Consider the following 24,900-nt stretch of genomic DNA (forward strand, 5'->3'; position numbering starts at 1 on the left):
GTTTAGACCCCGCGCTATGGATGATGGATGTCAATGACAATAATCACCTCCCCCGGTGACTCTCTGATAATCCGCCTGAAGTGAATCTGCCGTAGTTTTGGAGCATCATTAAGATCGCTACCATGGCATTTGCACGCGTCCTCCGGGACAAAAAGAATCTGAAATTATTCTTTTCCATAATCCTCCCCCTGATTCTGCTGATCCTTCCCGCTTCTGCCTTCGGCATCGAAGGGCTGACGGTGATTCAGCAACGTGTGATTGCGCTTTTTGCGCTGGCGGCATTGTTTTGGGTGCTGGAACCCATCCCCATCTTTGCTACCTCTATTCTCCTGATTACCCTCGAACTGGTCATGATTTCCGACAGCAGTTTTCTTCCCTTCCGTGGGGAAGCGACCGCAGAGTTTGGAAATGCGATGTCCTACCACGAAATCATGGACACCTTCGCCTCGCCGGTGATCCTGCTGTTTCTGGGCGGATTTTTTCTCGCCGCTGCGGCTACCAAGTACCGCCTCGACCAGAATATTGCCGGGGTCTTGCTCCGCTATTTTGGTGAAAAACCTCACTGGGTCCTGCTGGGACTGATGAGCATTACAGCGGTTTTCTCGATGTTTATGAGCAATACGGCCACTACGGCCATGATGCTGTCCATCCTCATTCCGGTGCTGAGTATTTTCCCTCCCAAAGATCCGGCTCGTACAGCCTTTGTGCTGGGAATTCCTGTTGCGGCCAACCTGGGGGGTATCGGCACCCCTATCGGCACCCCTGCCAATGCAATTGCGCTGAAGTTTCTGGCTTCCTCGCATATTTCCTTCGGCACCTGGATGGCGTTTGGTGTTCCTATTGTCATCCTGATGTTGCTCTTTGCCTGGCTACTGCTGGTACTTTTTTATCGCACCCCTACCCAACAGATCAGACTCAATATTCCGGTATCTTTTGTCAAAACCCCAAAAGCGGTTATTGTCTATGTGACCTTTTTACTTACGGTTTTCCTTTGGCTGACTGACTTTCTTCACGGCATGAATGCTTACGTGGTCGGACTGATTCCCGTAAGTATTTTTCTGGCTACGGGCATTATCAATAAAGAAGATCTGAAAGTCATCAGCTGGGATGTGCTGTGGCTGGTTTCGGGGGGGATTGCCCTTGGGCTGGCGCTGACAAAAACAGGGCTGGCGCAGGCTGTGATTGATAGTATTTCGCTCGATAGCATGTCTCCTGTGGCTATTTTTATGGCTGCCTGTCTGATGGGGATGTTGCTGGCAAATTTTATGTCTCACACCGCCACGGCCAACCTGATTCTTCCCCTTCTGGCAGGATTGGGCGCTTCGGTTGCGAGTCTCGCTTCGGTGGGAGGAACGGAACTGATCATTATCGGTACGACCATCAGTACCTCACTGGCGATGTCGCTGCCGATCAGTACGCCTCCCAACGCACTGGCGCATGCCACCGGGCTGATTCAGACCAAAGACCTTGCAAGGGTAGGTATTTTGATAGGGATCACCGGGATCATAATTGTAGGGCTGACAATGTACATTCTTCACACCAGTCATTTTTTGTCATGAGCCATCTCCTCCATACAAGCAATAACCTGGCAGAGCTGAAGAAAAAATACTTTGCCGATGAATCCCGGCATATCGTCATTCAAAAGGGAGAAACGCTGCTGACCGGGGAGAAGACCAATACCCGTCTTTACCTTGTGCTGGATGGTCGGCTGGATTGTTACCTCAAAGATGAAGATGGGAAAGACTATGAGGTGCAGCAGAGTACCAATAATATGTTTCTGGGTGTGTATAGCTTTTTTAGCGCTGAACACAAAAGTTACCTCACCGTAGTTGCCGCAGAAGAAAGCCGGCTTGCATATCTGGAGAAAAGCAAAACGCTGGAGGAAAGTGAAGATTTTGCCCGCGATTTTATGCCGGTCATAGTACATGAAATCTACCTCCGGCAGATACTTTCTCAGGAGATGGATAAAGAGCGGCAGGCTGCGATCAAAAAACTCTATGAATCTGAAAAAATGATTGTGCTCGGGCAACTGGCTGCGGGCCTTGCCCACGAACTCAACAACGCAGTCGGCTCACTGGAACGCAATACCGAATGGCTGATCGATGAACTGAGCAGTTTTCTGATGAAAAAAGACCTGCTTTCATTTTTCATTGATCCTCTCGAAAAGGGCCAGCAACTCAGTACCGCTCAGATCAGAGAGCGGAAGGAATCACTGGAAAAAGAATTTGACATTCCTTCCAAAACAGCCAAACAGCTTGCCCGCACCCATTTGTCAGACGAGCAACTTACCGCGATCGTCCGAAACGGAATGAAAAACTTTGACCTGATACGTCAGGTATCTGAAGCAGCCATTGTCCTCCACGATATGCGCGTAGCCGCTACCCATGCAGCCCATGTGGTAAAATCTGTGCGCGATCTGGGAAGCCAGAATTACCGGTTGCCAATCGAAACGAGTATAGAAGAAACCATTACACAGGCACTTGTCCTCACCAAAAATCTGACGAAAAAAGTAAATGTAAAAATCGACAGACAAACCGAAGGCCGGCTGTTGGCGAGCCCGGGCGAACTGGTCCAGGTATGGGTAAATCTCATCAAAAATGCCTGTGAAAGTATGGTACAGGCCGAAACCAAACATCCGACACTATCTATCACGATAGCTGAGGAAGCCCATTTTTTTACCACAACCATTTCAGATAATGGCACGGGCATTTCAGATGATGTAATGAAAAGAATATTTGAGCCCAACTTCAGCACCAAAGTAAATGGGCTGACTTTCGGGCTTGGACTGGGCCTCTCTATTGTGAAAAAAATTATCGATAGTTATCTGGGAACAATTACCATTGAAAGCAAACCTGGTCAGACAGCGTTTTGTATTCAACTTCCTAAACCTTAACCATGATGGAAAAAATATATATCATCCTTGTCGAAGACCAGCGCGAAGTGCTGCAGGCAGTAGCCAAAGATCTTGAATTTTTTGAAGATGCTTTTGTGATCGAGGAATGTGAGTCTGCGGATGAAGCATTTCAGCTAATGGAGCGTGTGGACAAACAGGGCTATATGGTGGGGCTGGTAATTTCAGACCATGTGATGCCCGGGAAAAGCGGTGTGGATTTTCTGATTGAAGTCAAAAACGATGTGCGTTTTCAGCACACCCGCAAAATCCTCCTTACTGGTCTTGCCACGCATCAGGACACCATTCGCGCGATCAACCTGGCCGCGATTGACAAATACTTCGAAAAGCCCTGGAAGTCAGAAGAATTGATAGCCGGAGTAAAAACCATGCTTACCGGATTTATCTTGGAAAAAGGCGTGGATTATAGGCATTTTTTGCCCTGGCTCGATCAGGTAGTGTTGTTTGAATCGCTTAGGAAAATGACCTGAAAGCTGAACCCGTTCAGCCTCAGAAAAAAATAAATGTTATGAAAACTTCAGAAAAAAATCGAATTCCCTGCTTTATCGTTTCCTTGATTGTATTTGCGCTTGTGCCCGGTTTTGTACAGGGGCAAAACAAAACGATTGTCAATTCGCAGCATATCTGGCTGGCTTATATGACATCAACTAAAATCAATAAAAACTATTCCCTTTGGAATGACGTCCATTACGTACCCAACGGTTTTTTTATTGCCCGTACAGGTCTTACCCGGCACTTTGACAATATCAGCATTACCGGTGGATATACATTTGCGTTACTTCCTATGCCTACGCCAGAACACAATCTGGGCAGAATAGAACACCGTCCCTGGGGGCAGATTCAGGTCGTTCATCCGGTGAACAACACTTTCTCTATTATCAACCGTATCAGATATGATGCGCGGTTTAAGGAAATTATGATTAATGAAAAACAGTCGGATGGGTATATGTTTGTCAACCGGATCAGGTTTATGTCAGGTATCCGCAAGACTTTTCCCAAAGCTGCCTTTGACCAATACACGCCATTTCTTTCTATGACCAATGAAGTAATGATCAACTTCGGGAAGAACGTCACTTTTAATACCTTTGACCAGAACTGGTTTCAGACCTCAGCAGGTTTGCAGCGGAAGAATCTCTCCGTACAGATTGGTTATATGAATATATATGCCCAGACTGGAGTATCGCAGTTTTCATCAGGCCATACCTTGATGATGTGGGTTACGCATAGGTTTTCCCTGGAGAAATAACTTATTGACCTGCTTTTGAGAGTAGGTTTCTATGATTTTAATTTTATCAATTCTTCCACCAACTTCCACACCATAGTACAAGGATTTTGATTGGCAAAATCCTGCCGGGCCTCGTATTGATTTTTCAGGCGTTTTGCGTTTCGAATGGCATCTTCCTGGCTGCCATATTTATTTAGCAACTCATACATCTGTTTACTATTTTTTTCGTAACGAAATCCTTCACCCAGAATGGGTTTAAGGTTTTTTTCGATCAAAGACTTAAAATCTGTACGAACCATTGCATTCTCATAGTACTGAAAGTGCAATAAATACCATAACTCAAATGCTTCATTGCTCCATGCACAGCCAATTGGTGGTTTATTCTTTTGGCAACGTACAATGGCATTGTTAAAATCGCCTGGATCAAAACTATCCCGGTCGAAAACTACCCATAGATGGTCAACCGCCCTGTTTAGGTTTTTCCCGTATTCATTTTTCAATCGCAATGCCTCATCTAATAGGGACAGAGTGTTTCTTCCTGTTCCTGCTATATCAATCTGATATGCAGTCAGAACTCCTTTCGGCAAATCTTGTTTCAGCCCTTCAAAATAATTAGGTTCTGTAGCTTCCCCCTCGCATACAATAAGATAATATTTTCGCTTATTGCGTATATTCTCCTTACGTGCCTTCTCTTCTCTTGCAAATCGATTTAACCGATCATTGGGAAATTTTACTTTTCTTGCCATTTTGCTACAACGTTTGACAGGTTCCCAATAAACGGAATTGCACCATATCGACCTTCGATATAATCTTTTTCGAATGACCGGTCCTTGCGAATGGTTTTGCCTTCTTCCTTATATTCGACAAGAGAATACATATCAGATGCTCCATACTGATCTTTTTCAACAAAATAAATCTGATCCCTTCGGTAGTTCCCGTAGTGCAATAAGTTGGTATCGTGTGTAGCAAAAATCAGTTGTGAATGATGGGGATTAAACTGATTTGAGTTAAACAATTTTGTAATGGCAAGTGTCAACAAAGGATGCAAACTGGCATCCAGTTCATCTACCACAAGCACTCCTCCGTCATTCAGCACGTCAAATACGGGTCCTGAGATGTTGAAAAGCTTATTGGTACCTGAAGATTCCTGGCCTCGCATATCAAATTCGACTTCACCGACGGGTTTGTAGTCATCATTATATTTTTTATGGACAGTTTTAATGTCAATTCTGAATGCTCCTTCCAGATCTGTTACCAAATGCTTCATCAGATTTTCCGGCATATCTTTAGGAAGATCTCCTGGCTCAAATGGCTTTTTGTTTATGGATATATTGTCAAAACCCAAATCCAGTTTCTCGTAGAAATCCAGCAGGGCAGAACGGGTTTGTTTGTTTTCAAGCATTTCAAAGGTTACGGCTTTATAACCTTCGTGGCTCAATCCTGAGATTGTGATGAGGTTATGAAACCACCGCATGATTTTTTTTGCAATCTCACCATTAAACTGATCTGCAACTGCAAGAAACAGCGCATTTTCCCTGGTGCGTATTTCCAAATTTTTACCTTCGGGAAAATCTTTCATCACTTCAATGCCGCCATCCAAACGAACAAACATGGGCTTTTCTGTGTTTTTTCTCGCTTCAAATAACCATTCTGCCTGAATTTTTTTGTCATCAACCTCAAACCCATACCGGTAACGGATATCATTAATTATAAAAACTGCCTCAAAAAAGGAAGGTGACTTTTCTGTCTCTGTACTTAGCAAATAGGGGGTAATATCAAGCTCGTTGAGGGATGTGTGCTCAAATGATTGTAGTACTAATCTCCGCATCGTGGATATAGCACGGATAAAATTACTTTTACCACTTGCATTTGCACCGTAAATAATTGCTCCCTTTAATAAAGATACACGTTCATTTGTGAATAAATTGGTATCACCATATTCAGTTATTGACGAAGCAGCAAGGCTGAGCGTAGTTTTGGCTTTGAAAGAAAGAAAATTGCCAACCGTAAATTCAAGTAGCATAAATCTTTTTCTGAGATATTTTCTCAAATATATATATAAATATATATTTTAATCGCAAAATTTGAGAAAAATTCTCACTATCAAGGTTTTTTCTGACTCAATTTCCCTCAAAAAAAAATGGGTCCCCCCAAAATGGAGGATGACCCATTATTCTATTTTACAGATCGTCAGATCCTTTCCGGTTCCAGCTTCCATTTTGCGGCGGAGCGCCAGAGGCCGGAGAGTAACAATTCCCGCATGAATATATATTCTTTGGGAAGTTTGTCGTACATGCGTTCGAAGAGTTCGGCGTGAGAGAGAAGCTCCTGCTTCCATGCTTCCCGGTCAACGGTCATAAGCTCTTCAAAATCCTCTCTCGAAAAATTTTCGAGTCCCCGCCAGTCAATATCATCGTAGTGAGGCATCCAACCAATAGGGCTTTCAACTGCGGATGATCTCCCTTTTACCCTTTGGATGATCCACTTCAAAATCCTCACATTATCGCCAAAGCCCGGCCATAGGAAATTGCCTTTTTCATCTTTGCGAAACCAATTGACATTGAAGATGCGTGGAGGTGCAGACAAGTCCCGGCCAAACTGCAGCCAGTGGTTGAAGTAGTCTGCCATGTGATAACCGCAGAAGGGCAGCATCGCAAAGGGGTCTCTGCGTACTTTTCCCTGTTCGCCAAAAGCGGCGGCGGTTGTTTCAGAGCCCATAGTGGAAGCCGTGTACACGCCATAACTCCAGTTGATCGCCTGATATACGAGCGGTACAGTTGTGCTTCTTCTGCCTCCGAATATGAAGGCTTCGATGGGTACACCGTCAGGATTTTCGACATTTTCGTCAATGCTCGGATTTTGTGATGCCGGAGCCGTAAAGCGAGAGTTGGGGTGTGCAACGGGTTTGCCGCTGTTTGGGTCCCATTTATTGCCATGCCAGTCAATGATGCCTTCCGGTACTTCTTTGGACAGGCCTTCCCACCATACGTCTCCATCGGGGGTTACCCCTACATTGGTGAAGATGGTATTACTGGCGATAGACTTGATTGCGTTGGGATTGGTTTTTTCATTGGTGCCAGGTGCAACACCAAAATAGCCGGCTTCAGGGTTAATGGCGTGCAATTGTCCGTCTTTGCCGGGTTTGATCCATGCGATATCATCGCCCACAGTAGTGATTTTCCAGTCGCTGAATTCTTTGGGCGGAATCAGCATGGCAAAATTGGTTTTACCACAGGCACTTGGGAAAGCCGCAGCCAGATAAGTTTTTTCACCTTCAGGGCTTTCGACTCCCATAATGAGCATGTGTTCGGCCAGCCACCCTTCTTCCTGAGCCATGGTGGAGGCAATGCGCAGGGCAAAACATTTTTTACCGAGCAAGGCATTTCCGCCATATCCCGACCCGTAGCTGACAATAGATCTTTCTTCGGGATAATGGACAATATATTTGAGCGTTGGATTGCAAGGCCATTTTTCATCGGCCTGGCCGGGTTCCAGCGGAGCGCCTACGGTGTGCAGACACTTTACGAAATCACCATTGGGTCCCAGCACATCAAGTACGCGGTTACCCACGCGGGTCATGATATGCATATTGACGACCACATATTCGGAGTCTGTAATCTCTATACCGATTTGCGACATGGGAGAACCTACTGGGCCCATACTGAAGGGAATGACATACATGGTGCGGCCTTTCATGGCTCCCCGTAAAACTACGTCAAGTTCCTCCTTCATTTCCCTTGGATCCATCCAGTTATTGGTTGGGCCGGCATTTTCTTTTTTGCGGCTACAGATGAACGTCCTGTCTTCGACCCGCGCTACGTCACTGGGGTCTGAAAAACAGGCAAAGGAGTTGGGCCGTTTGGTTTCATTTAATTTGATGAAGGTGCCTTTGGCTACAAGGAGTGCGCACAGTTCGTCGTATTCGGCTGTCGAACCGTCGCACCAGCGCACATCATCAGGGGTCATCAGATTTTTGATCTCTTCTACCCAGCTTATTAAGGATTGATTTTCTGTTTGCATATTTTTTTGTTACAAACAACGGAATCAATCGAAATGGGAAAAATGAGTTTTGCCTGTTGTAGAAATGATTAAAATCTTTTTAAAAATTATAAAAGTTATAATAGGCTGTAGATCAAAACACTGTCATCCCAAAAAATTTCTCCAGGATATTAGAGATAAATATCGCACCGAGAAATACAGGGCAGATATACGTGATCATTATCCTGACAAATTTTTCCAATACAGAACCGGGATATTTCTCATATCCGGAGGATATTTCTTCGCTCATATTGGCAAGGCCCCATTTGCGGGAAATAAATATACACATGAGCATGCCTCCAAAGGGAAGTCCGATTTCCGAAAAGAGGTCATTGACCAGATCGAGGAAGGATTTTGCAGAACCGCCATAAGTGATGTTGGAGAAAAATTCTACCCCGCCCTGCGACAACATACTGGGCAGGCCCAAAACGAAAATCAGGCTGGCCATGACAATTACTGCCTTTTTTCTGGTCCATTTTTTTTCATCCACAAAATAGGCTACCGCTACTTCCAGCAGGGAAATCGTCGAGGTCAGCGCTGCAACCGAAAGCAGCAGGAAAAACAATCCTCCAACCACGCGCCCAATCATGGGGCCAAACTGCGCAAAAATGCCTGGTAAAATCGTAAATACCAGCCCGGGGCCGCTGGCTTCGGGAGGTGTCCCCTGCGAAAATACCAGCGGAAGCATAAGCAACCCGGCCAGAAACGCGACTGTAGTATCTGCCACTGTAACGATCGCTGCTGCCGAAGGAATATTTTCTTTTTTACCTATGTAAGAGCCATAAGTGATCAGTGCGCCCATACCGAGTGAGAGGGAGAAAAATGCTTGTCCCAAAGCAGAGTTGATGGTGCCGAGGTTCAGCTTACTGAAATCTGGCAGCAGATAATACCTGATACCTGCACCAGCATTGGGCAGTGTCAGTGCATAGGCAATCAGCAGGAAAAGTATAAAAAACAACATCGGCATCATGATCTTGGAAGCAAGCTCAATACCTTTCTGGATACCGCGCAATACGATGACCGCCGTGAGAATCATAAAGACAATGGAAAATGCCATATTATCCCAGAAGTCGGCTACATAACGGCCAAAAAACGCTCCGTAATCTGGCTCAGAGAGCAGGTTTCCAAATGATATTTCCAGAAAATAACCAAAAGCCCAACCTGCCACCACATTGTAAAATGAGAGAATCATAATCCCGCACAATACCCCCAGCAGACCCACATTTGCCCAGCTTTTGTTCCCTGCGTTCAGATAAGCCCCATAAGGATTTGACTGTGTACGCCGGCCAATGGCGATTTCTCCCACCATTACAGGAAAGCCGATCGCTGCAACAAAAATGATATACAATAACAAAAAAGCACCGCCGCCGTTTTGGGCAGTTTCGTAAGGAAATTTCCAAATGTTTCCCAATCCAACGGCGGACCCCGCAGCTGCGGCTACGAATCCGAGTTTGTTGGAAAATCCAGTTCTGCTGGCCATAAGCTCTTGGTTAATTAGTTTTTATGAATAATTCAGTATTGCAAGATATAAAAAAGTTCGGAATGGCCTTTTAATCTTCCTTTTCTACATTTTCGTCTTTCCCTTCCATGCCGATACTGGATTTTACTCCACTCAGAAGCGCTCTGAGCCAATGGGCAACAAATACCTTGCTGGGATCAGCCTCATATTCAATTCTGCCTACGCGCAAAATTCGCCTTTTGGGATTTCTCGCTCTCACTACAAGTGCATTGGCCATTGCCGTAGCAAATCCTCGTTGGGAGATTTGGTTTTCTTCGTCTTCCTTGATTTTTTCTTCGACTACTGATACTTTCAGGTTTTCATACTCAAACCACATTTTTCCCCGGGCTGCCCGCGCCGTGCCCCTTACTCTGAAAGCCAAATCCGTTGCCTGTCCGCTGGCTACTCGCACCCCTGCGGCTGGCTCCAGTATGGAGTTAAAACTGGTCAGATCCATTGGGCCGGCGGTGCCCTCAAATGTGTAGGGGTTGGCGGTATCTCCCAAAGGATAATGAAAGACCATTTCGAGTTTTCCTTCTCCTTTTACCAATGCCTGAGCGCGCATCGACATTTCGGTTTTTTTGGAGGGAAGAAGTTTCTCCGGGTTATTGGTGGCATTTTTCAGCACAGCATGGATACTGTTGAGGTAAATGAACCCCGGCCGGTCTACGCGATCGACCCGCTCAAAATAGTTGACGATCCCCTGGCTAAGCACGATGCTGTCCACATCTATGCGAAAGGAAAGTGACTTAAGTAAATCCTGTGGTACAGGTGGTCGGCGGTCTGGGTCCTGCGAAAAACGTTTGTCTTTGCGGATCAGCAGATTGGGCTGTTCTATATGGATTTGCCGGGCAATGATATCTCTGTTTTGAAGCAATGCGTACAAATCGGCATCGTCAAATTGTATTTGCCCTGTGTTTAACTCAAAATAGTCAATGGTGTAGCCATGTTCTACGATATAGTCATACACATTGTAGTTGGAGGTCATGGTCAGCGAATCGATCGTTACGGATTCATCGGAGGAATTTACCTTTAGGTTGTGGAGTGTGAGCAGATACAGGCTGTCTTTGAGCGGAAGCGTGTAGCTGTCAACTGTAAATTCAAAGTCGTCGGAAAATAACATTCTTCCGGGCCGAACCATGTTGAGCGGATCGGGAATAAACCGGTAGAGCCGGAACGTGAAACCCGGCAGAAGCAGGGGTAAAGTGGTATCCCCTTCAGGGAGAATTTGCTCAAATATTCCATTTTCAATGGAAAAGCTATCCAATGCCACCCTGTGAAAATATTTTTCCATGGTTTCATACAGGCGAATATTTTCCATTCCCCGTTTTGGCGCATTGGCTTTTTGTGAAAACATCGAAATCCTGGGCCGGTTGATCGTAAATGCACTGAGATTCAGCACGCGATCAAAATACAACTCGTTGGCTCTCAACCCCGCCAGTCGCACCGAAGGAATAAACACATCAAATAGCTGGTCTGTGTTTTTATTAGCCGGATGATCGGTTTTTGGGGTGATTTGTATTTCTTCTGCTGTAATACTGGAATCTGAAGTGGAAATCCCAATGTCTCCGATTGTGATGGTATAAGAACTGTCGGGCAGCATAAAGGAATAATCTCTGATGCTCATCCCGATATCAATATCATCGGCATAAAAAGGGTTGTTGGTTTTTTTCCTGGCCGCAGAATCCAGCTGGAAATTGGAGATCAATACCACGATATCCTTAGCCGTGAATGTACTCTCCGACAAATGGTTGTCTTCATTAAATTTAAATACGCCATTCATCACCAAAAAGGATTGGATTCTCAGGGCATGCAACTGGTCTGAGATCAATAGATATAAGTCGCCTTTTGCCAGTGAGTCTATTTCATTTTTGCCTAAATCAGGATAGTTTACCAGCGAAAGTTCCGGATCATAAATGGCAACCCTTTCAAGGTCAAGGATTTTCTCCTGATATAGTTCATAGCTGTTGAGGCCTTCAATCGTAAGGTTAGGTGAGTAAAACCTGTACAGATTGCCCGCTGTGGGCTTTGCCTGAGATTCATCGGGGCTGATGTGAATTTCACTGATGGTGATTTTTTTCTGAGCCGTTGAAAAGTATATTTCTCCTGTACTTATGGTGTGAACGCTGTCTTTCAGTATTTCCTCAATGCCGTGAACCGTCACCTGAATATCTTTGGAAAAAAGGAAATTTTCCGGACCAATATGGCTGTCAGAAGTCAGTTTGAAATCGCTGATCTTAATATCCATGGAAGGGATATCAATTGTCGCGGAGGCTTCCTTTTCTGCCCGGACACGGGAAAATGCGGCTGAGTCAACCACCAGCTTGTGGACTTCCAGTGCATTAAGCTTTGAAGCTATATAGGGATAGAGATCGATGCTGTCGAGGGACAGGAGTTCTGCTTTATGCGGATAGTTGATAGAACTATGCAAGTCGATTCTGGGCTGTGAAAGGTGCACACTGTCAATATCCAGTGTTTTGTAGAGCCATATTTGCCGGAGGTTCAGTCCGGATAAATACACCCGGGGAATAAATCCATGGATATGGTTATGGTTGGCGGAGTCATTTTGTCCGGCAAGCGTATCACGGGGGATAATTTTTACAGATTCTGCATAAATCGCAGAGTCTCCGGTGGAAATGCCTATGCTGGTTGCCTGGATGGCATAAGAGCTGTCTGGGAGCAGAAATGAATAGTTGGCTATATTGCCTTTGATGGAAATATCGTCTGCATACCAGGGATTTTCTCTTCGCAGGGTAGTATCTGGCGAAAGCCTGAAATTTTTGATATGAACATTGATGTCTGATGCGGCAAATTCGTTGTCATTGGTGGTTGTGGAGGTATTAAAATTGAATCGCCCTCCCTTGACAAAAAAATTGCGGATGGAAAAAGAGCGGAGTTCGTCCTCGACGAGGCTATACAGATTGGATTGTGCCAGCGAATCGACGACTTCTCTTTTTACCTGTGGCTGGTTGATCAGCTCAGCCAACGGCTCGCGAATTTCCACCCACCCCACAGACAACACCCGGTCATACCAGACCCGGGGCAGGTCCAGCCCATACAGACTCACCTGCGGTACATTAAGTGAGACCACATCCCCTCCTTCCGTCAACGCCTGGGCAAATTTTTCTGTTGTGGCTCTCAGGTTGAGATTTTTAAGGAAAAATACGCCATCTGGCGCCGAAACCCTCGCCGGTCCTGCCCGCAGGGTATAGTTCCCTTTAGAGAGTCGGGTGCGGAGGTGCGTAAAATTAAGCTCGATTTGGTCGGAAAATAGCAGTCTGTTTTCATTTGGTACCAACAGGCTGGAATCCAGCTTTACGCCTAAAAGATTCAAATCCAGGCCTTCAACTACTAAAGTCCCCGTTGTATCATTCCAGTCCCTGACCTGCCGGTAAAGGCCGCCTTCGACGGTCATTTCTTTGGCAGTGATGCGGTCAAACCATGGAATAATTTTTTCAAAAACTCCTGCTGCGTCAAAGTTGGCCGAAATTTCAGGCGATTTTCCCGGTTTGTTTTTTCGGAGAATAACCGGCTCGATAATCCGCACATGAGCCAGATCAAGTTTTCGCTCAAACCATGCCTGATATAATGGCACACCTTCTATCAGAAGTTGCGGAATGTTGATATCAATCGATTCGTGGCGTTCGGTTTTCCCCCAAACTTTACTTCCAGGCTGGATGCGAATATTCTCTGCAAAAATTTCTTTGGTCAGGGTAGAGACCCCCAATTTTCCTACCCGGATGACATAGCTGCTGTCAGGAAGGACAAAAGAATAATCCTCAATATTCATCTGCGCAGAAATTTTATCTGCGAAAAATGGCCTGTCCCATTCCGGAACGGTGGCAGAATCGATCCGGAAGTTGGTCATTTCAAAGGAAATGTCGCGGGCGGTGAAGGCATTTTCGTGCGGTGTTCCCGGATGATTGTAAGTCAGCGTTCCTCCTACCATCTGGAGCTGTGAAATCTGCAAAGTCTGAACAAATTCGGAGATGATTTCATACAATTGTTCTGGTCGGAACCGGCTTTTTTCGGTGACCCGTTCGGGGAAACTGAAAACCTGAAGGTCGCAATCGTAAATTTTGACAGATCGGATATGGGCATCGTTGTAGCGGATGACGCGATAGAGGTCGAGGAAAGTTATTTCTATTGAGGGAATATGGAGGGTAATAAGAATAGGGCGCGCCTGACCTGCTGTTACCAGCGAATCAAAGCGTGTGGAATCATAAGCGATCTCTACGCCGGTCATGGAGAATGTACGGTTGAGCAGACTCCATTGAACCGAAAGCGCTTCAAGCGAGTATAAGCCGCGGGTGTTTTGTGCAACAGATTTTGAAGCTGCAGTTTTTACTATCGGCCCCAGTATAAAGCTAAAAAAAATCTGGGCTGCGATCAGGAAAAACAGAAAAATTCCGATCACCCATTTCCACCAATTCCGGACACGACTTAGTGCCATTTACCTGTTTTAGGACAAAAATAAGGATTATTCACTGAATTCGTATGGATGTTCAATACTGCTTATCTGATCTACACTGAAAATGATGACTTCCTCCTTTTTTCCTTTCAACTGGACCTTTCCAATTTCTTCAAACTGGAACTGCGAAAGGTTGTGAATATGATTGTAAAGATGCTCTGAAATCAGGAGATATTTGCCGTAGAGGTTGCAGCATCCCTGAATCCTTGCAGCGGTATTGAGCACATCGCTGTGATAGGCAATTTCTTTTTTTATCACCCCGACTTCTGCCACCATGACCAATCCGATATTTACACCAGCCTTAAACGCAGGCACAAGGTCATACTTATTGAAATAATACTCAGCCCGGCTTTGGATGCTTTTTTCAAAGGAGAAAAAAGCTCGCAGACAGTTGGCATTCTTAAGGCCATCTTCCACTGTCCAGGTAAGTACTGCTTCATCGCCGACATACTGATAGACTTCGACATTGTGTTTGTGAATGGTGTCAGTCAGATCATAAAAACAATCCTGAATCAGCTCACTGTATAAAATATGCCCAAGCCGCTCGGCGTAGGTAGTCGATGATTTCAGATCAAGGAACATAAAAATACGGGACTCCTCTTTGGGGCGGTGATATTTTCCACTGATGATATTGTACAGGATGCCGGGGCCAAACATTGCATTGATTTGCCTGATCAGGTTAAAGATAATACTCACAACACCAGTGTAAATCAGCAGAACAATGGCTGTTTTTGAAAGCATACTCTCCTGCAGCAATCCTATAAATGTAGTGTCGAGGCCACCATCAAACATTAGATGGGTAACCAGGATAGAATGTAAAATGATCAGCAGGGTAAGAACAATATGGAAGAATGTCCGGATCAGTATGACCAGCCAGTAGGCTGTTTCCTTTAGGATTTTTTTATCGAGAAGGATATCCAGTAAGCCAAATGATAAGCCAAAAGCCACACCTGTAAATAATCCCTGAAGGAGGATTCGCATCGGGATGCCCCGCTTGGAAATATGCAGTTCAAATATGGCTTCTTCCTCCACTCCATAGAGGCGTATGAGGGAAAACAACAGCGCTGCCCCGACCCAAACCAGGATGGAAATGCTTATATTGTGTAGTTGTTTTTTGATATTACTCAGAAGTTTTGCGCACTCAGCTTATTTGCCAACTAAAAATAAGACAAAATGTTGAATCAGGAAAGGTTTTCCGCATTGGGCAGGCTGACGTAAAAAGTTGCGCCTTCGCCTACTTTTCCTGTCGCCCATACTTTTCCCTTGTGCCGGGTAATGATTCGTTTCACGTTTGCCAGACCAATTCCCGTTCCTTCAAAGTCATCTTCTCCATGTAAACGCCGAAAAACGCCATACATCCTGTCCTCATACTCCATATTAAATCCTACGCCGTTATCGCTGATGCTAAAGAGTGTATCATTTTCCCGCATAGAACCTTTTACAGCAATTTGCGCTTCTTTTTCTTTGCTGGTATATTTTATAGCATTGGATATCAGGTTCATAAATGCCTGTTCGATAAGCATTTCATCTGCATAAGCATCAGGAAGATTTTCCACATCGAAATGAATGACCCGGTGTTGTTCCTGTTCCACTAAAACCCTGAAGATATTTTTAATTAATGGCGTCATTTGTACATGGCGCAGGACGATCTCTTTTTTATTGATGCGGGAATAAGCGAGTAAATCGTCTATCTGACGGCTCATTTTTTGAGCAGCAGCAGATATATAGGCCAGCGATTCGAGGTTTGCGCCTTCGAGAATCTTCCCGGCTTTTTTTTGAAGGAGTTGTGAATATCCGTTGAGATGACGTAGCGGGGCGCGGAGGTCATGGGAGATAGAATATGCAAAACTTTCCAACTCTTTATTGGAGCTTTCCAATTGCTCCGTTCGCTCGATCACTCTTTGCTCCAGTTTTGCCCAGCTTTCGGCCAGTTTTTTTTCGGCTTTTTTCCGTGAGATATAATTGCCAATTGAGTTGGCTACGCTCATGAGTAAATTTTCTTCGGTCTGCGTCCATATTCTCTCGGTAAGGCAGTCATCAAAGCCAATGAAACCCCAGAAAAACTTGTCGACAAATATTGGTACAACCAAAATGGAAACAATATCCTGAGGTTCAAGTATGGCTCTTTCTGAATCAGGAAAGTCCTTCACCAGGCCTTTTACCGTATGCCCGTTGCTTAACAAATCCCTCCAACGGACAAATCCTTCTTCCGTAAAAGTTGCGTCTTGAAGTTCTGGATTGTCAATTTGTGGAAGAATAAAATTGGCGGTAATTTCAAAACGTTGACTGGTACGCAGGGTATTTGTTTGAGATTCATATATGTTTTCAAACAGATACACTCTGCTTGTTTCCGTCGCTTCCATGATGGCGCGTAAAGCGTCGGTTACGGCCGCCTGATAATCCTCTTGTACCAATAGGCTCATGGTAGCATGATTGATACCTTTCAGCAGCCTGTCTTTGTGCAGGAGTGCCTGATTGACATCGACGAGAACATTTCGTAGCAAAAGGTTTTGCTCTGAAGGCGTTTGGAGAATAAATTCGTAATAAATGGCCAAATTGCCCATGCCTAATACCCGTTGCCGCTCTGAGACCATTTTTTCGATAACGGATATGGAGTAAGGGGGAGTAGATGCCGGTGCCGGTAACTCCCGAAAGAGAAATTCTGCAATGTCATTTATTTCCGGCATTTTCATTATTACTCACGGATAAGATGGCTGGTCGTTAAACGAATCTACTTTATGTTTAGGACTTACCCGAATGATAATCAGTTTTTCTTAAATATTTGAATATTATTGTATAAAAAACTACATATGAAGTATTTAAGCATTATTTCCTTTTTCCTGACCTGTATGAGTCTGCTTTCAGGTTGTAAAAGCCAGGATTATCAGCCCGAAACCTATCCCGATGCACAAATCATTTTTGGATCAGGTGGCGGTTTTACTGGTATGGTATCTACTTATGTATTGCTGGAAGACGGTCGTATTTACGATAAAGCACCTACGAGTGATAGTTTTTCTCTCCTGAAGAAAGGGAAGAAAAAAATGGCCAAAGCTCTTTTTGCGCAGCTGAATGAAATGAAAATGGCTGAAACTACCGTAGATGCCCCGGGGAATCTGTATTATTTTATTGAGATGAAAGGTCCTGACCCCGAGACTTATCGACTTGTATGGGGTGATCAGGCGGCAGAGGTTCCCGATACCTTACTTTCTCTTTACCGTTCCCTGATGGACGCGACAAAATAAATGAGTTATATTTACTTTTAGGTAACGGAATCTGCCATGTTTTTTCTTTGGTAAACAAACAAACAAATACACTATGAAATTCAATCCATTTCTACGCACATTCACACATTTGCTGTTCCTGCTGATCCCTACGTTTTTACTGGCTCAAAATATGGATCCTTTTTCCAGTAAAAAGAAATCTCAGCAAATTATTCCCCAAACTGCAAATCCAACGGGAACTATCGACAGTAAAAATGTGCAAATTCTTTCCGGAGCTACACCACATGTCAATGCTGCAAACCTGACGCCTTTTGGGCATATTGCTATTCCTCCGGTACTTACCACCCGTAATCAATCCCTGCATCAGATAGAAGTCTCCAGAGATCAGGAAACCGGCATGCCCGTGTTTATTGAAAGCACAAACCCACAAAGCGCCCGGGCCAGCTTTTCTTCTGATACTCAGGCTGAAGCGGCTGCAAAAGATTATCTGGAAGAGATTCAGTCTGTCCTCTCCATTCAATCAGCCCGGGATGAGTTCGAAATAAAAAGTATATCCAAAGACCAGAATATTACCCACGTCAAACTCAGCCAGATCTTTGAAGGGGTTCCGGTTTATGGGGCTGAAATTATCGTTCATTTTGTGTCGGCTGATAAAATTCTGCTCAATGGGCGCTATGAGCCAACACCTGCCATTACCGATGTCATTCCTGATATTACCCCCGCAGCTGCAGCGCTCATTGCGTTACAGGATGTAAGTGCAAAAGCAAATCTTGTTACCCTTACGGAAGACCAGGAGAAATTATTAAACTATTTTGGACCTGAAACCGAACTTGTCATCTACCGCACACCGGGTTATATCCGGTCACAGCGTCTGGCCTGGCATTTGACCATTCGTCCCAACTTCATTGAGCGGTATGAATATTTTGTCGACGCCAAAACAGGGGCTGTGCTCCATGCTTATGACCATACCTGCTCGATTGGGCCGGTGACAGGCCAAGCCAATGACCTCAGCGGTACAAGCCGTACAGTCAATGCCTTTGAGTATGCCACCAACAATTTTGTGCTGCTCAACATGGCAAAATCTATGTACCACGGCTCTAGCAGCAACCCACAAAATGGAGATGGTTATATCATTACCGCTGACTTCAATAATACCTCTACGCAAAACCCATCCTACAATGAAATCACTTCCGGCAATAAAAACAGCTGGAATGCGACTGCCGTTTCTGCGCATTATAATGCAGGCGTAGCGTATGATTATTTTCTCAATACATTCGGCAGGGTTTCGATCAATGGTGACAGCGGAGACATCGTTTCATTTATCAATGTTCAGGATGAAAATGGCCCGATGGACAATGCTTTCTGGAATGGGGCAGCGATGTTTTATGGCAATGGCAACCAGGCATTTACTCCTTTAGCCAAATCGCTTGATGTCGGCGGGCATGAAATGACGCACGGGGTGGTTCAAAGTACTGCCAACCTCGAATATCAGGGACAGTCCGGTGCACTCAATGAATCCTTTGCCGATGTATTTGCCGTCCTGATCGACCGCGATGACTGGACGCTGGGTGAGACGGTTGTCAAAACGGCTGTATTTCCCTCCGGTGCATTGCGCAGTATGTCTGACCCGCACAACGGGGGTTCTGGTCTCAACAGCAATGGCTGGCAACCCAAACATATGAACGAACTCTATACCGGTACACAGGATAATGGCGGGGTACATATCAACAGCGGTATTCCCAACCACGCTTTTTATCTGATTGCAACGGCTATAGGAAAAGAAAAGGCAGAGCAGATTTACTATAAAACACTGAAAGACTGGCTGACGCGATCCTCCAAATTTGTGGATCTCCGGGTAGGGGTGCTCAACGCCGCCAATACGGTTGCAGGGGTAACGGCAGCAGATAAAACAGCCATCTCCAATGCATTTGATCAGGTAGGAATTCCCGGCCCCGGTGGAAGCGGCGGTAGTGGGGGTGGTACCAATGGCCAAAACTACCAGTACCAATTGCCCATAAACCCCGGGCCTGACTTTATCGTGAGTACGGACGTCAATAATGGAGATCCGGTAGAATTATATATTTCCAGCACTACAGGTACCAATTTTCAGGCACTCAGCAATACTACACCCTATAGTAAAATCAGTGTTACGGATGATGGCAGCGAAGGCTATTTTGTCGGCGACGATCACCATATCTATGGCTTGTACCTGAATGCTGCTAATCCTCAGCAGACCAAACTAACTACATCACCAGAATGGGACAATGTTGCCATTTCCAAAGACGGGTCACGCCTTGCAGCGATTTCCAATTCGATTGATACTTCGATCTATGTATTTAATCTGGCTGCTAATCCAATTACAGGCGTAAAATTCCGTCTCTACAATCCGACATTTGCCCAGGGCGTCAGCACAGGTGATGTCTTGTATGCCGATGCGATCGAATGGGATTATTCGGGCGAATATATCATGTACGATGCGTACAACGAGATTACCAATGTTTCCGGCACAAACCTCGAATACTGGGATGTCTCATTTATCAGAGCATGGAACAATGCCACCAATAACTATGGAGATGGTACCGTCTCCAAACTTTTTTCCAATCTGGATGAGGGGGAAAGTGTGGGCAATCCGGTATTTTCCAAAAATTCGGCAGCGGTCATTGCCTTTGACTATTTTAATACCATTGACGGCACAAACTATCTCCTTGGAGCTAACATCGAAACAGGTGACATTGGTACCATTTTCCAGAATGACCGTCTCAGCTATCCGAGTTATTCGAAGGCAGATGATAAGGTGATATTTAATGCACAGACGAATACAGGTGTCGAAGTTGTCGCTGTGATTGGACTGGCCGCAAACAAAATCAGCTCTGCCGGTAATGCTACGGGACTGATCAGCGATGGGAAATGGGGGGTATGGTATGCACAAGGTAATCGCAATATCAATATTGCGATTGAAGATGAACTGCCGGTGGATGGAAATATCCGCCTGTACCCAAACCCTGTGGTGAGTAACATGAATCTTGAGTTTGATCTGAAACAGCCTGGTGTCGTACGTACAGAAATCATGGATCTCGCCGGTAGAATTGTCAGCAAATCCGCCTCAGAAAGATGGACAGCGGGACCGGTTTCGCTGACACTTTCGCTCGAAAATCATCCTGCTGGCGCCTATTTTGTGCGAATTTGGGTTGACAATGCCGCCAAAACCTTGAAGGTGATCAAGTCCGAATAACGATTATTGAGTTCCCCCCATCTGCATAGGCATTTGGTTGAGATTAAACTCCATTCGGAGCGGGCCATAACCCAGATCCACAGCCGTTTTGCCTTTCAGATTGGGGGAAATATTTTGCCCTGTCAAGAGTCCCAGCATACCTTCTGCACCTTGTGCCCATGAAAGGGTCATGATGACTGTCATCTCTTTGCTTTGCCCCGGGCCAACCGAAGGGTTGTTGTTGCCGGGAGCAACTTCAAAACTAACCGGCGAATAAGTAGCATTTCCCGCCACGAGTTGTGCTTCTGTCAGGAGGCTGGGTGCCTCAATGGAAAACTGATTGTGGTTGATAAACCGGAAAGGAATTTCCACCTTCAGCCCTGTAACACCGGCGCCGGGAAAAACAACCAGCGGCTCTGCATTTTTGAAGGCAGTCCACTGTGTCTTAAGCAGATTGAGGTTGGTCTGCGAATTGGGAATCAGTTTGCTTACGATCTGCTCAAATACCGGGTCACCCTCCTCCGGTGGTGAAAGTAATTCGCCTTTCATGGTGTTCCAATAGCCGTTCATCTGGTTTCTTTGTCCTCCATCTGGGAAACTCACATTGATAAAGTTTGCTACTGCGTCGGAAAACATATCGATGCATGGGCGGGGCTGAGGAAAATGAGGACATTGGAGTTGTTTCAGCTCAGAAATAAATGGATAGATCAGATCTTTTTCCAATTGTGCCGTCATGATCTGATCTACAAATGGGGTGATAGCGTCCTGATAAATACCGAGGTTCAGTGTGTCCATTTTTCCAAGAAAATGCACTTTTGCCGGGCGTGAGGAAAGACTTACGGAGGGTAGGGCAGGGAGGCGAATGGTATCTCCAAAGGCAAATTCGAGGGTATGTTCGCCAAGTTTTTCTTTAAGTACGTCTTTCAGATTGAGGGCTTCGGTGATTTGGTTTTGTGGAAGGGCAACACCAAAGTTGGCGAGTTCGTCAGCAAAATCGGAAAGGTCGAGTTTAATGACAGACTCAAATTCGAAGTAATTGTCTTTTCCCAGCACATTCCAGGTTTTGAAAATCCCTTCCGGATTAAGGTCGAGGGTAAAGGTGTAGGTTTCGATTTTCTGGGCTTTTGGGGGCACGGAGAAAGCCGGGTGATTGCCGATTTGCCCGGGAATTTTTTTTCCATTGAGTTTGAGCGTAACCTGATGTTCGGGAATGGTGAGATTTTTGTTGAATGGATTGCGAAAAAGGAACCTCAATCCCAGGTTTAGTTTGATATCGGTGAGCTGAGAGCCAGGCTGAATGTTTTGAATATCAATCCCCCGGAATCCCACGGTGGGCACGGTATCCTGGAGGCGGAGGATTTTTGGGGAGCAGGATAGAAGGGTACAAAGTGCGGTGAGAAGGCACAATGTGATGACTGAAAAATCAGGTTTGTGATACATATCAGGTAAGATCAGGGTTGGTGGAAGATGTACCCGAAATGTAAAAAAAGTTACCATGGAAAAACAAAAAACCCCCGGGAGGTTATCCCGGAGGCCGATTAAAAAGGACTACTACTACTCGCGAGATGTAGGGGAAGGATTCGAACCTTCATGAGGTGGTTAGGCTCCCCCACCAATATGGGGGGGAGCTTTATCCCAAACCCTCGCCCCCGAGACAGGAGGGTATGGCTACCGATTTTCATCACCCTACATTGAATACTTAAATCAAACTATGGCATGGCTGAAAGAACTTTTATTGTGTGTGTTGTGCCCTGTTGTATGATACAATATTACAGCCCTTTTTGCGATATTGCAAATATTTTTAAAAAATTATGAAAATTTTTTACCGAAAGGGGATTAAAATTACAATTAATTAATGTAAAAATCACTTTCATTTTTGTATACAACAGATAATCAGGCAGTTAGTCAAAACTGCGTTTCGTTAGTTGTTCCGGGTTAGCAAATTGGAAAATTATTGGCCATTATCTGCGGATTCCGCAAGGGGAGGCATTTCTGGCAATATGGGCTCCTGGGGTAATACTGGTGTAGCGTTTTTTTGGTCCAACAGGAGATTGAGTTTGCGGTTAATTTCTTCAATTTGAAGCACCATATTGTCGTTGTTGTCCCTGACCATTTCCTCCACAAAAATTGCATTCACAATAGAGAGCCCAAATAACCCGCCCGAGATGACAATGGTAATGAAGTAGAGTTTGGTAAAAAACACACCGATCGGGCTCATATTGGAGTTTTTTATCAGTTCCTCCGGTACTTCATACCATCCTTCAATGGTGAATATTTTAAAAATATTGTAAAAAGAAATCAGTGGATCGCCAAACTGATCGGGAGCAATACCCTGAAACATCCTGCAACTGACCAAAGAGATCACAAAACTGTAAATGAAAAAGGCCAGCAGCACAAATATGGAAGCGTGAAAGGCTCTTCGCACACCCGCAATCAGTTCCTGAATATTGGGGATAAATTTGATGAACTTAAAAAACCTCACCATTCGTATTACGCGGAACACAAACAGGATCGAAAAGTTGGGGAAATTGGATTCAAAAAGGAGTAGAAAAGAGGGAATGCTCATGATCAATATCGCCAAATCAAACTTATTCCACCCTGAGCTGATATATTGCCGCCACCCGCTCATACTGATCTTCGTGACAGCTTCCATCAGAAAATAAAACAAAAAGACTGCATCCAATGCTTCAAGTAGCAGCATCAGGTCAGGTTTTAAGTCAAATGAGAGCAAAAAAAGAATTACCGCATTCAGGCTGATCACCATGGCGACAGGCCTGTCATGGGTAAATAAGTGTTCCAGCTTCGATTTCATGGCAATCACAGAATTCCAATCGGCGTAAAACTACAATTTTTCCTGAACTCTTTTGCTCCCCCTGGTTTTTTGCCAGACAGAATCAGCCGTTCATGAGCAATTTCCGTCCGTTCAACACAACCGGGATTTGCATGTAAGATTTTTCCCTAAATTGTACTTATAAACAAAGGCAAATACTACTGCCCAATACAATAAATAAGAACTGCTCTTAGAGCCGCTATACAAAAACGATGCAAACAATGGTCAAAAACTCCCGCAGGACATAAGAAGTTTGCATTAGGTTTTTACATAGCAGTATTAGCCGGACCCCGCTGACCATTGGTTGGTGGGGTTCCTTTTTTCAGGGCCCGGCCTTGAGAGGAAATTATTTGGTTAACCCCCGGGCAATCACGATTTTCTGGATTTCGCTGGTTCCCTCGTAGATTTGAGTGATCTTGGCGTCTCTCAACATCCTTTCGACGTGATATTCCTTGACATAGCCGTTTCCTCCATGAATCTGTATGGCTTCATCGGCACAAAACATTGCGGTTTTGGAGGCATAGAGCTTGGCCATAGCTGCGGAGACTTTGTATTCCCTTCCGGCATCTTTTTCTGTAGCTGCTTTCCAGATCAGAAATTTGGCGGCTTCGATTTCTGTTGCCATTTCGGCCAGTTTAAACTGTATGGCCTGATGGTTTTTGATTTCTGTACCAAATGATTTTCGGATATGGGAATAGGCCAGTGCCAGCTCATAAGCACCTGTGGCAATGCCCAGCGCCTGCGATGCAATACCAATACGGCCACCATTCAGGGTTTTCATGGCAAACACAAAGCCGAAGCCATCTTCCCCGATACGGTTTTCTTTAGGTACTTTTACTTCGTTGAAGTTGAGGGAATGGGTATCAGATCCTCTGATTCCCAGTTTATTTTCTTTGGGCCCCAGTTCAAAGCCTTCCATTCCTTTTTCCACAATCAGGCAATTGATCCCTCTATGGCCTTTTTCTCTGTCGGTATGGGCCATGACGAGGTACGTATCTGCAATGGAGGCATTGGTGATCCAGTTTTTGGTGCCGGTAAGCACATAATGATCGCCTTTGTCTATAGCGGTGGTACGTTGCTGGGTAGCGTCGCTTCCTGCCTCTGGTTCTGAAAGGCAAAACGCTCCGATATGTTCACCTGAGGCAATTTTTGTCAGATACTTTTGTTTCTGGTCTTCATTGGCAAATTTTTCCATTCCCCAGGCAACGAGGGAGTTGGTGACGGATAAAATGACGGCGGCTGATGCATCCCATTTGGCGATTTCGGTAAGGGCAAGTACATAAGACATTGTATCCATACCTCCTCCGCCATACTGAGGATTTACCATCATTCCCATCAGGCCCAGCTCTGCCATGCGGTTGAGCAGTTCTTTGGGGAAATATTGTTTTTCATCGCGATCAATCACCCCCGGCTTGAGTTCATTTTCTGCAAAGTCCCGGGCCATTTGTTGCACCATCAGGTGCTCTTCTGTTAATTCAAAATTCATTGGGCGAGT

At 45.1% G+C, this 24,900-nt stretch carries 16 protein-coding genes; 6 read left to right on the forward strand and 10 right to left on the reverse strand.

Annotation, left to right across the window (positions count from 1 at the left end):
- Nucleotides 1-122: 122 nt before the first annotated feature.
- The 4 genes from R3D00_09360 to R3D00_09375 are packed head-to-tail and all read left to right on the forward strand — an operon-like array spanning nucleotide 123 to nucleotide 4,157.
- Nucleotides 123-1,559 carry a DASS family sodium-coupled anion symporter gene (locus R3D00_09360; protein ID MEZ4773379.1) on the forward strand — a complete coding sequence of 479 codons (1,437 nt, stop codon included), beginning with the start codon at nucleotides 123-125 and terminating at the stop codon, nucleotides 1,557-1,559.
- Nucleotides 1,556-2,893: an ATP-binding protein gene (locus R3D00_09365; GenBank protein ID MEZ4773380.1), complete on the forward strand. Its 1,338-nt coding sequence runs from the start codon at nucleotides 1,556-1,558 to the stop codon at nucleotides 2,891-2,893. Before R3D00_09360 ends, R3D00_09365 begins: the two co-directional genes overlap by 4 nt.
- A gap of 5 nt (nucleotides 2,894-2,898) precedes the next feature.
- Nucleotides 2,899-3,381 carry a response regulator gene (locus R3D00_09370; protein ID MEZ4773381.1) on the forward strand — a complete coding sequence of 161 codons (483 nt, stop codon included), beginning with the start codon at nucleotides 2,899-2,901 and terminating at the stop codon, nucleotides 3,379-3,381.
- Nucleotides 3,382-3,419: 38 nt separating this feature from the next.
- A complete protein-coding gene (locus R3D00_09375; protein MEZ4773382.1) occupies nucleotides 3,420-4,157 on the forward strand; it encodes a DUF2490 domain-containing protein in 738 nt (245 codons plus the stop codon).
- A 29-nt stretch (nucleotides 4,158-4,186) separates the two neighbouring features.
- On the opposite strand, the gene R3D00_09380 is transcribed toward R3D00_09375, so the two are convergent.
- The 7 genes from R3D00_09380 to R3D00_09410 form a co-directional block, all read right to left on the reverse strand.
- The gene (locus R3D00_09380) at nucleotides 4,187-4,882 is read right to left on the reverse strand and encodes an RloB family protein (GenBank protein ID MEZ4773383.1); all 696 of its coding nucleotides are present in this window, start codon (nucleotides 4,880-4,882) and stop codon (nucleotides 4,187-4,189) included.
- On the reverse strand, nucleotides 4,867-6,159 hold the full coding sequence (locus R3D00_09385) for an ATP-binding protein (protein MEZ4773384.1): 1,293 nt from the start codon (nucleotides 6,157-6,159) through the stop codon (nucleotides 4,867-4,869). Before R3D00_09385 ends, R3D00_09380 begins: the two co-directional genes overlap by 16 nt.
- A 167-nt stretch (nucleotides 6,160-6,326) precedes the next feature.
- Entirely contained in the window at nucleotides 6,327-8,156 is a 1,830-nt protein-coding gene (locus R3D00_09390) for a phosphoenolpyruvate carboxykinase (GTP) (GenBank protein MEZ4773385.1), read from the reverse strand.
- Between the two features lie 112 nt (nucleotides 8,157-8,268).
- Nucleotides 8,269-9,654 (reverse strand): sodium-dependent transporter, encoded by a 1,386-nt coding sequence (locus R3D00_09395; GenBank protein MEZ4773386.1) that lies wholly within the window; start codon nucleotides 9,652-9,654, stop codon nucleotides 8,269-8,271.
- Nucleotides 9,655-9,724: 70 nt separating this feature from the next.
- Nucleotides 9,725-14,125 (reverse strand): hypothetical protein, encoded by a 4,401-nt coding sequence (locus tag R3D00_09400; protein MEZ4773387.1) that lies wholly within the window; start codon nucleotides 14,123-14,125, stop codon nucleotides 9,725-9,727.
- 27 nt (nucleotides 14,126-14,152) lie between these two features.
- A complete protein-coding gene (locus R3D00_09405; protein MEZ4773388.1) occupies nucleotides 14,153-15,175 on the reverse strand; it encodes an adenylate/guanylate cyclase domain-containing protein in 1,023 nt (340 codons plus the stop codon).
- A 149-nt stretch (nucleotides 15,176-15,324) separates the two neighbouring features.
- On the reverse strand, nucleotides 15,325-16,830 hold the full coding sequence (locus R3D00_09410) for an ATP-binding protein (protein MEZ4773389.1): 1,506 nt from the start codon (nucleotides 16,828-16,830) through the stop codon (nucleotides 15,325-15,327).
- A 123-nt stretch (nucleotides 16,831-16,953) separates the two neighbouring features.
- On the opposite strand from R3D00_09410, the gene R3D00_09415 reads away from it, so the two are divergent.
- Both R3D00_09415 and R3D00_09420 read left to right on the forward strand, forming a co-directional pair.
- Nucleotides 16,954-17,385 carry a hypothetical protein gene (locus R3D00_09415; protein MEZ4773390.1) on the forward strand — a complete coding sequence of 144 codons (432 nt, stop codon included), beginning with the start codon at nucleotides 16,954-16,956 and terminating at the stop codon, nucleotides 17,383-17,385.
- A 73-nt stretch (nucleotides 17,386-17,458) separates the two neighbouring features.
- Complete coding sequence (locus tag R3D00_09420; GenBank protein ID MEZ4773391.1) at nucleotides 17,459-20,596, forward strand: M4 family metallopeptidase; 3,138 nt, start codon at nucleotides 17,459-17,461, stop codon at nucleotides 20,594-20,596.
- 3 nt (nucleotides 20,597-20,599) lie between these two features.
- On the opposite strand, the gene R3D00_09425 is transcribed toward R3D00_09420, so the two are convergent.
- From R3D00_09425 to R3D00_09435, 3 genes are all read right to left on the reverse strand, one after another.
- The gene (locus tag R3D00_09425) at nucleotides 20,600-22,015 is read right to left on the reverse strand and encodes a hypothetical protein (GenBank protein ID MEZ4773392.1); all 1,416 of its coding nucleotides are present in this window, start codon (nucleotides 22,013-22,015) and stop codon (nucleotides 20,600-20,602) included.
- Nucleotides 22,016-22,526: 511 nt separating this feature from the next.
- Nucleotides 22,527-23,387: an ion transporter gene (locus tag R3D00_09430; protein MEZ4773393.1), complete on the reverse strand. Its 861-nt coding sequence runs from the start codon at nucleotides 23,385-23,387 to the stop codon at nucleotides 22,527-22,529.
- A gap of 364 nt (nucleotides 23,388-23,751) precedes the next feature.
- The gene (locus R3D00_09435) at nucleotides 23,752-24,891 is read right to left on the reverse strand and encodes an acyl-CoA dehydrogenase family protein (protein MEZ4773394.1); all 1,140 of its coding nucleotides are present in this window, start codon (nucleotides 24,889-24,891) and stop codon (nucleotides 23,752-23,754) included.
- Between the last annotated feature and the right edge of the window lie 9 nt (nucleotides 24,892-24,900).

It is taken from the genome of Bacteroidia bacterium, assembly GCA_041391665.1.
Classification (GTDB): domain Bacteria; phylum Bacteroidota; class Bacteroidia; order J057; family J057; genus JAGQVA01.

Bases quoted from the DNA above. Each gene is read 5' to 3' on its own strand.
- R3D00_09360 (MEZ4773379.1), top strand. From the start codon at position 123: ATGGCATTTGCACGCGTCCTCCGGGACAAAAAGAATCTGAAATTATTC.
- R3D00_09365 (MEZ4773380.1), top strand. From the start codon at position 1,556: ATGAGCCATCTCCTCCATACAAGCAATAACCTGGCAGAGCTGAAGAAA.
- R3D00_09370 (MEZ4773381.1), top strand. From the start codon at position 2,899: ATGGAAAAAATATATATCATCCTTGTCGAAGACCAGCGCGAAGTGCTG.
- R3D00_09375 (MEZ4773382.1), top strand. From the start codon at position 3,420: ATGAAAACTTCAGAAAAAAATCGAATTCCCTGCTTTATCGTTTCCTTG.
- R3D00_09380 (MEZ4773383.1), bottom strand. From the start codon at position 4,882: ATGGCAAGAAAAGTAAAATTTCCCAATGATCGGTTAAATCGATTTGCA.
- R3D00_09385 (MEZ4773384.1), bottom strand. From the start codon at position 6,159: ATGCTACTTGAATTTACGGTTGGCAATTTTCTTTCTTTCAAAGCCAAA.
- R3D00_09390 (MEZ4773385.1), bottom strand. From the start codon at position 8,156: ATGCAAACAGAAAATCAATCCTTAATAAGCTGGGTAGAAGAGATCAAA.
- R3D00_09395 (MEZ4773386.1), bottom strand. From the start codon at position 9,654: ATGGCCAGCAGAACTGGATTTTCCAACAAACTCGGATTCGTAGCCGCA.
- R3D00_09400 (MEZ4773387.1), bottom strand. From the start codon at position 14,125: ATGGCACTAAGTCGTGTCCGGAATTGGTGGAAATGGGTGATCGGAATT.
- R3D00_09410 (MEZ4773389.1), bottom strand. From the start codon at position 16,830: ATGCCGGAAATAAATGACATTGCAGAATTTCTCTTTCGGGAGTTACCG.
- R3D00_09415 (MEZ4773390.1), top strand. From the start codon at position 16,954: ATGAAGTATTTAAGCATTATTTCCTTTTTCCTGACCTGTATGAGTCTG.
- R3D00_09420 (MEZ4773391.1), top strand. From the start codon at position 17,459: ATGAAATTCAATCCATTTCTACGCACATTCACACATTTGCTGTTCCTG.
- R3D00_09425 (MEZ4773392.1), bottom strand. From the start codon at position 22,015: ATGTATCACAAACCTGATTTTTCAGTCATCACATTGTGCCTTCTCACC.
- R3D00_09430 (MEZ4773393.1), bottom strand. From the start codon at position 23,387: ATGAAATCGAAGCTGGAACACTTATTTACCCATGACAGGCCTGTCGCC.
- R3D00_09435 (MEZ4773394.1), bottom strand. From the start codon at position 24,891: ATGAATTTTGAATTAACAGAAGAGCACCTGATGGTGCAACAAATGGCC.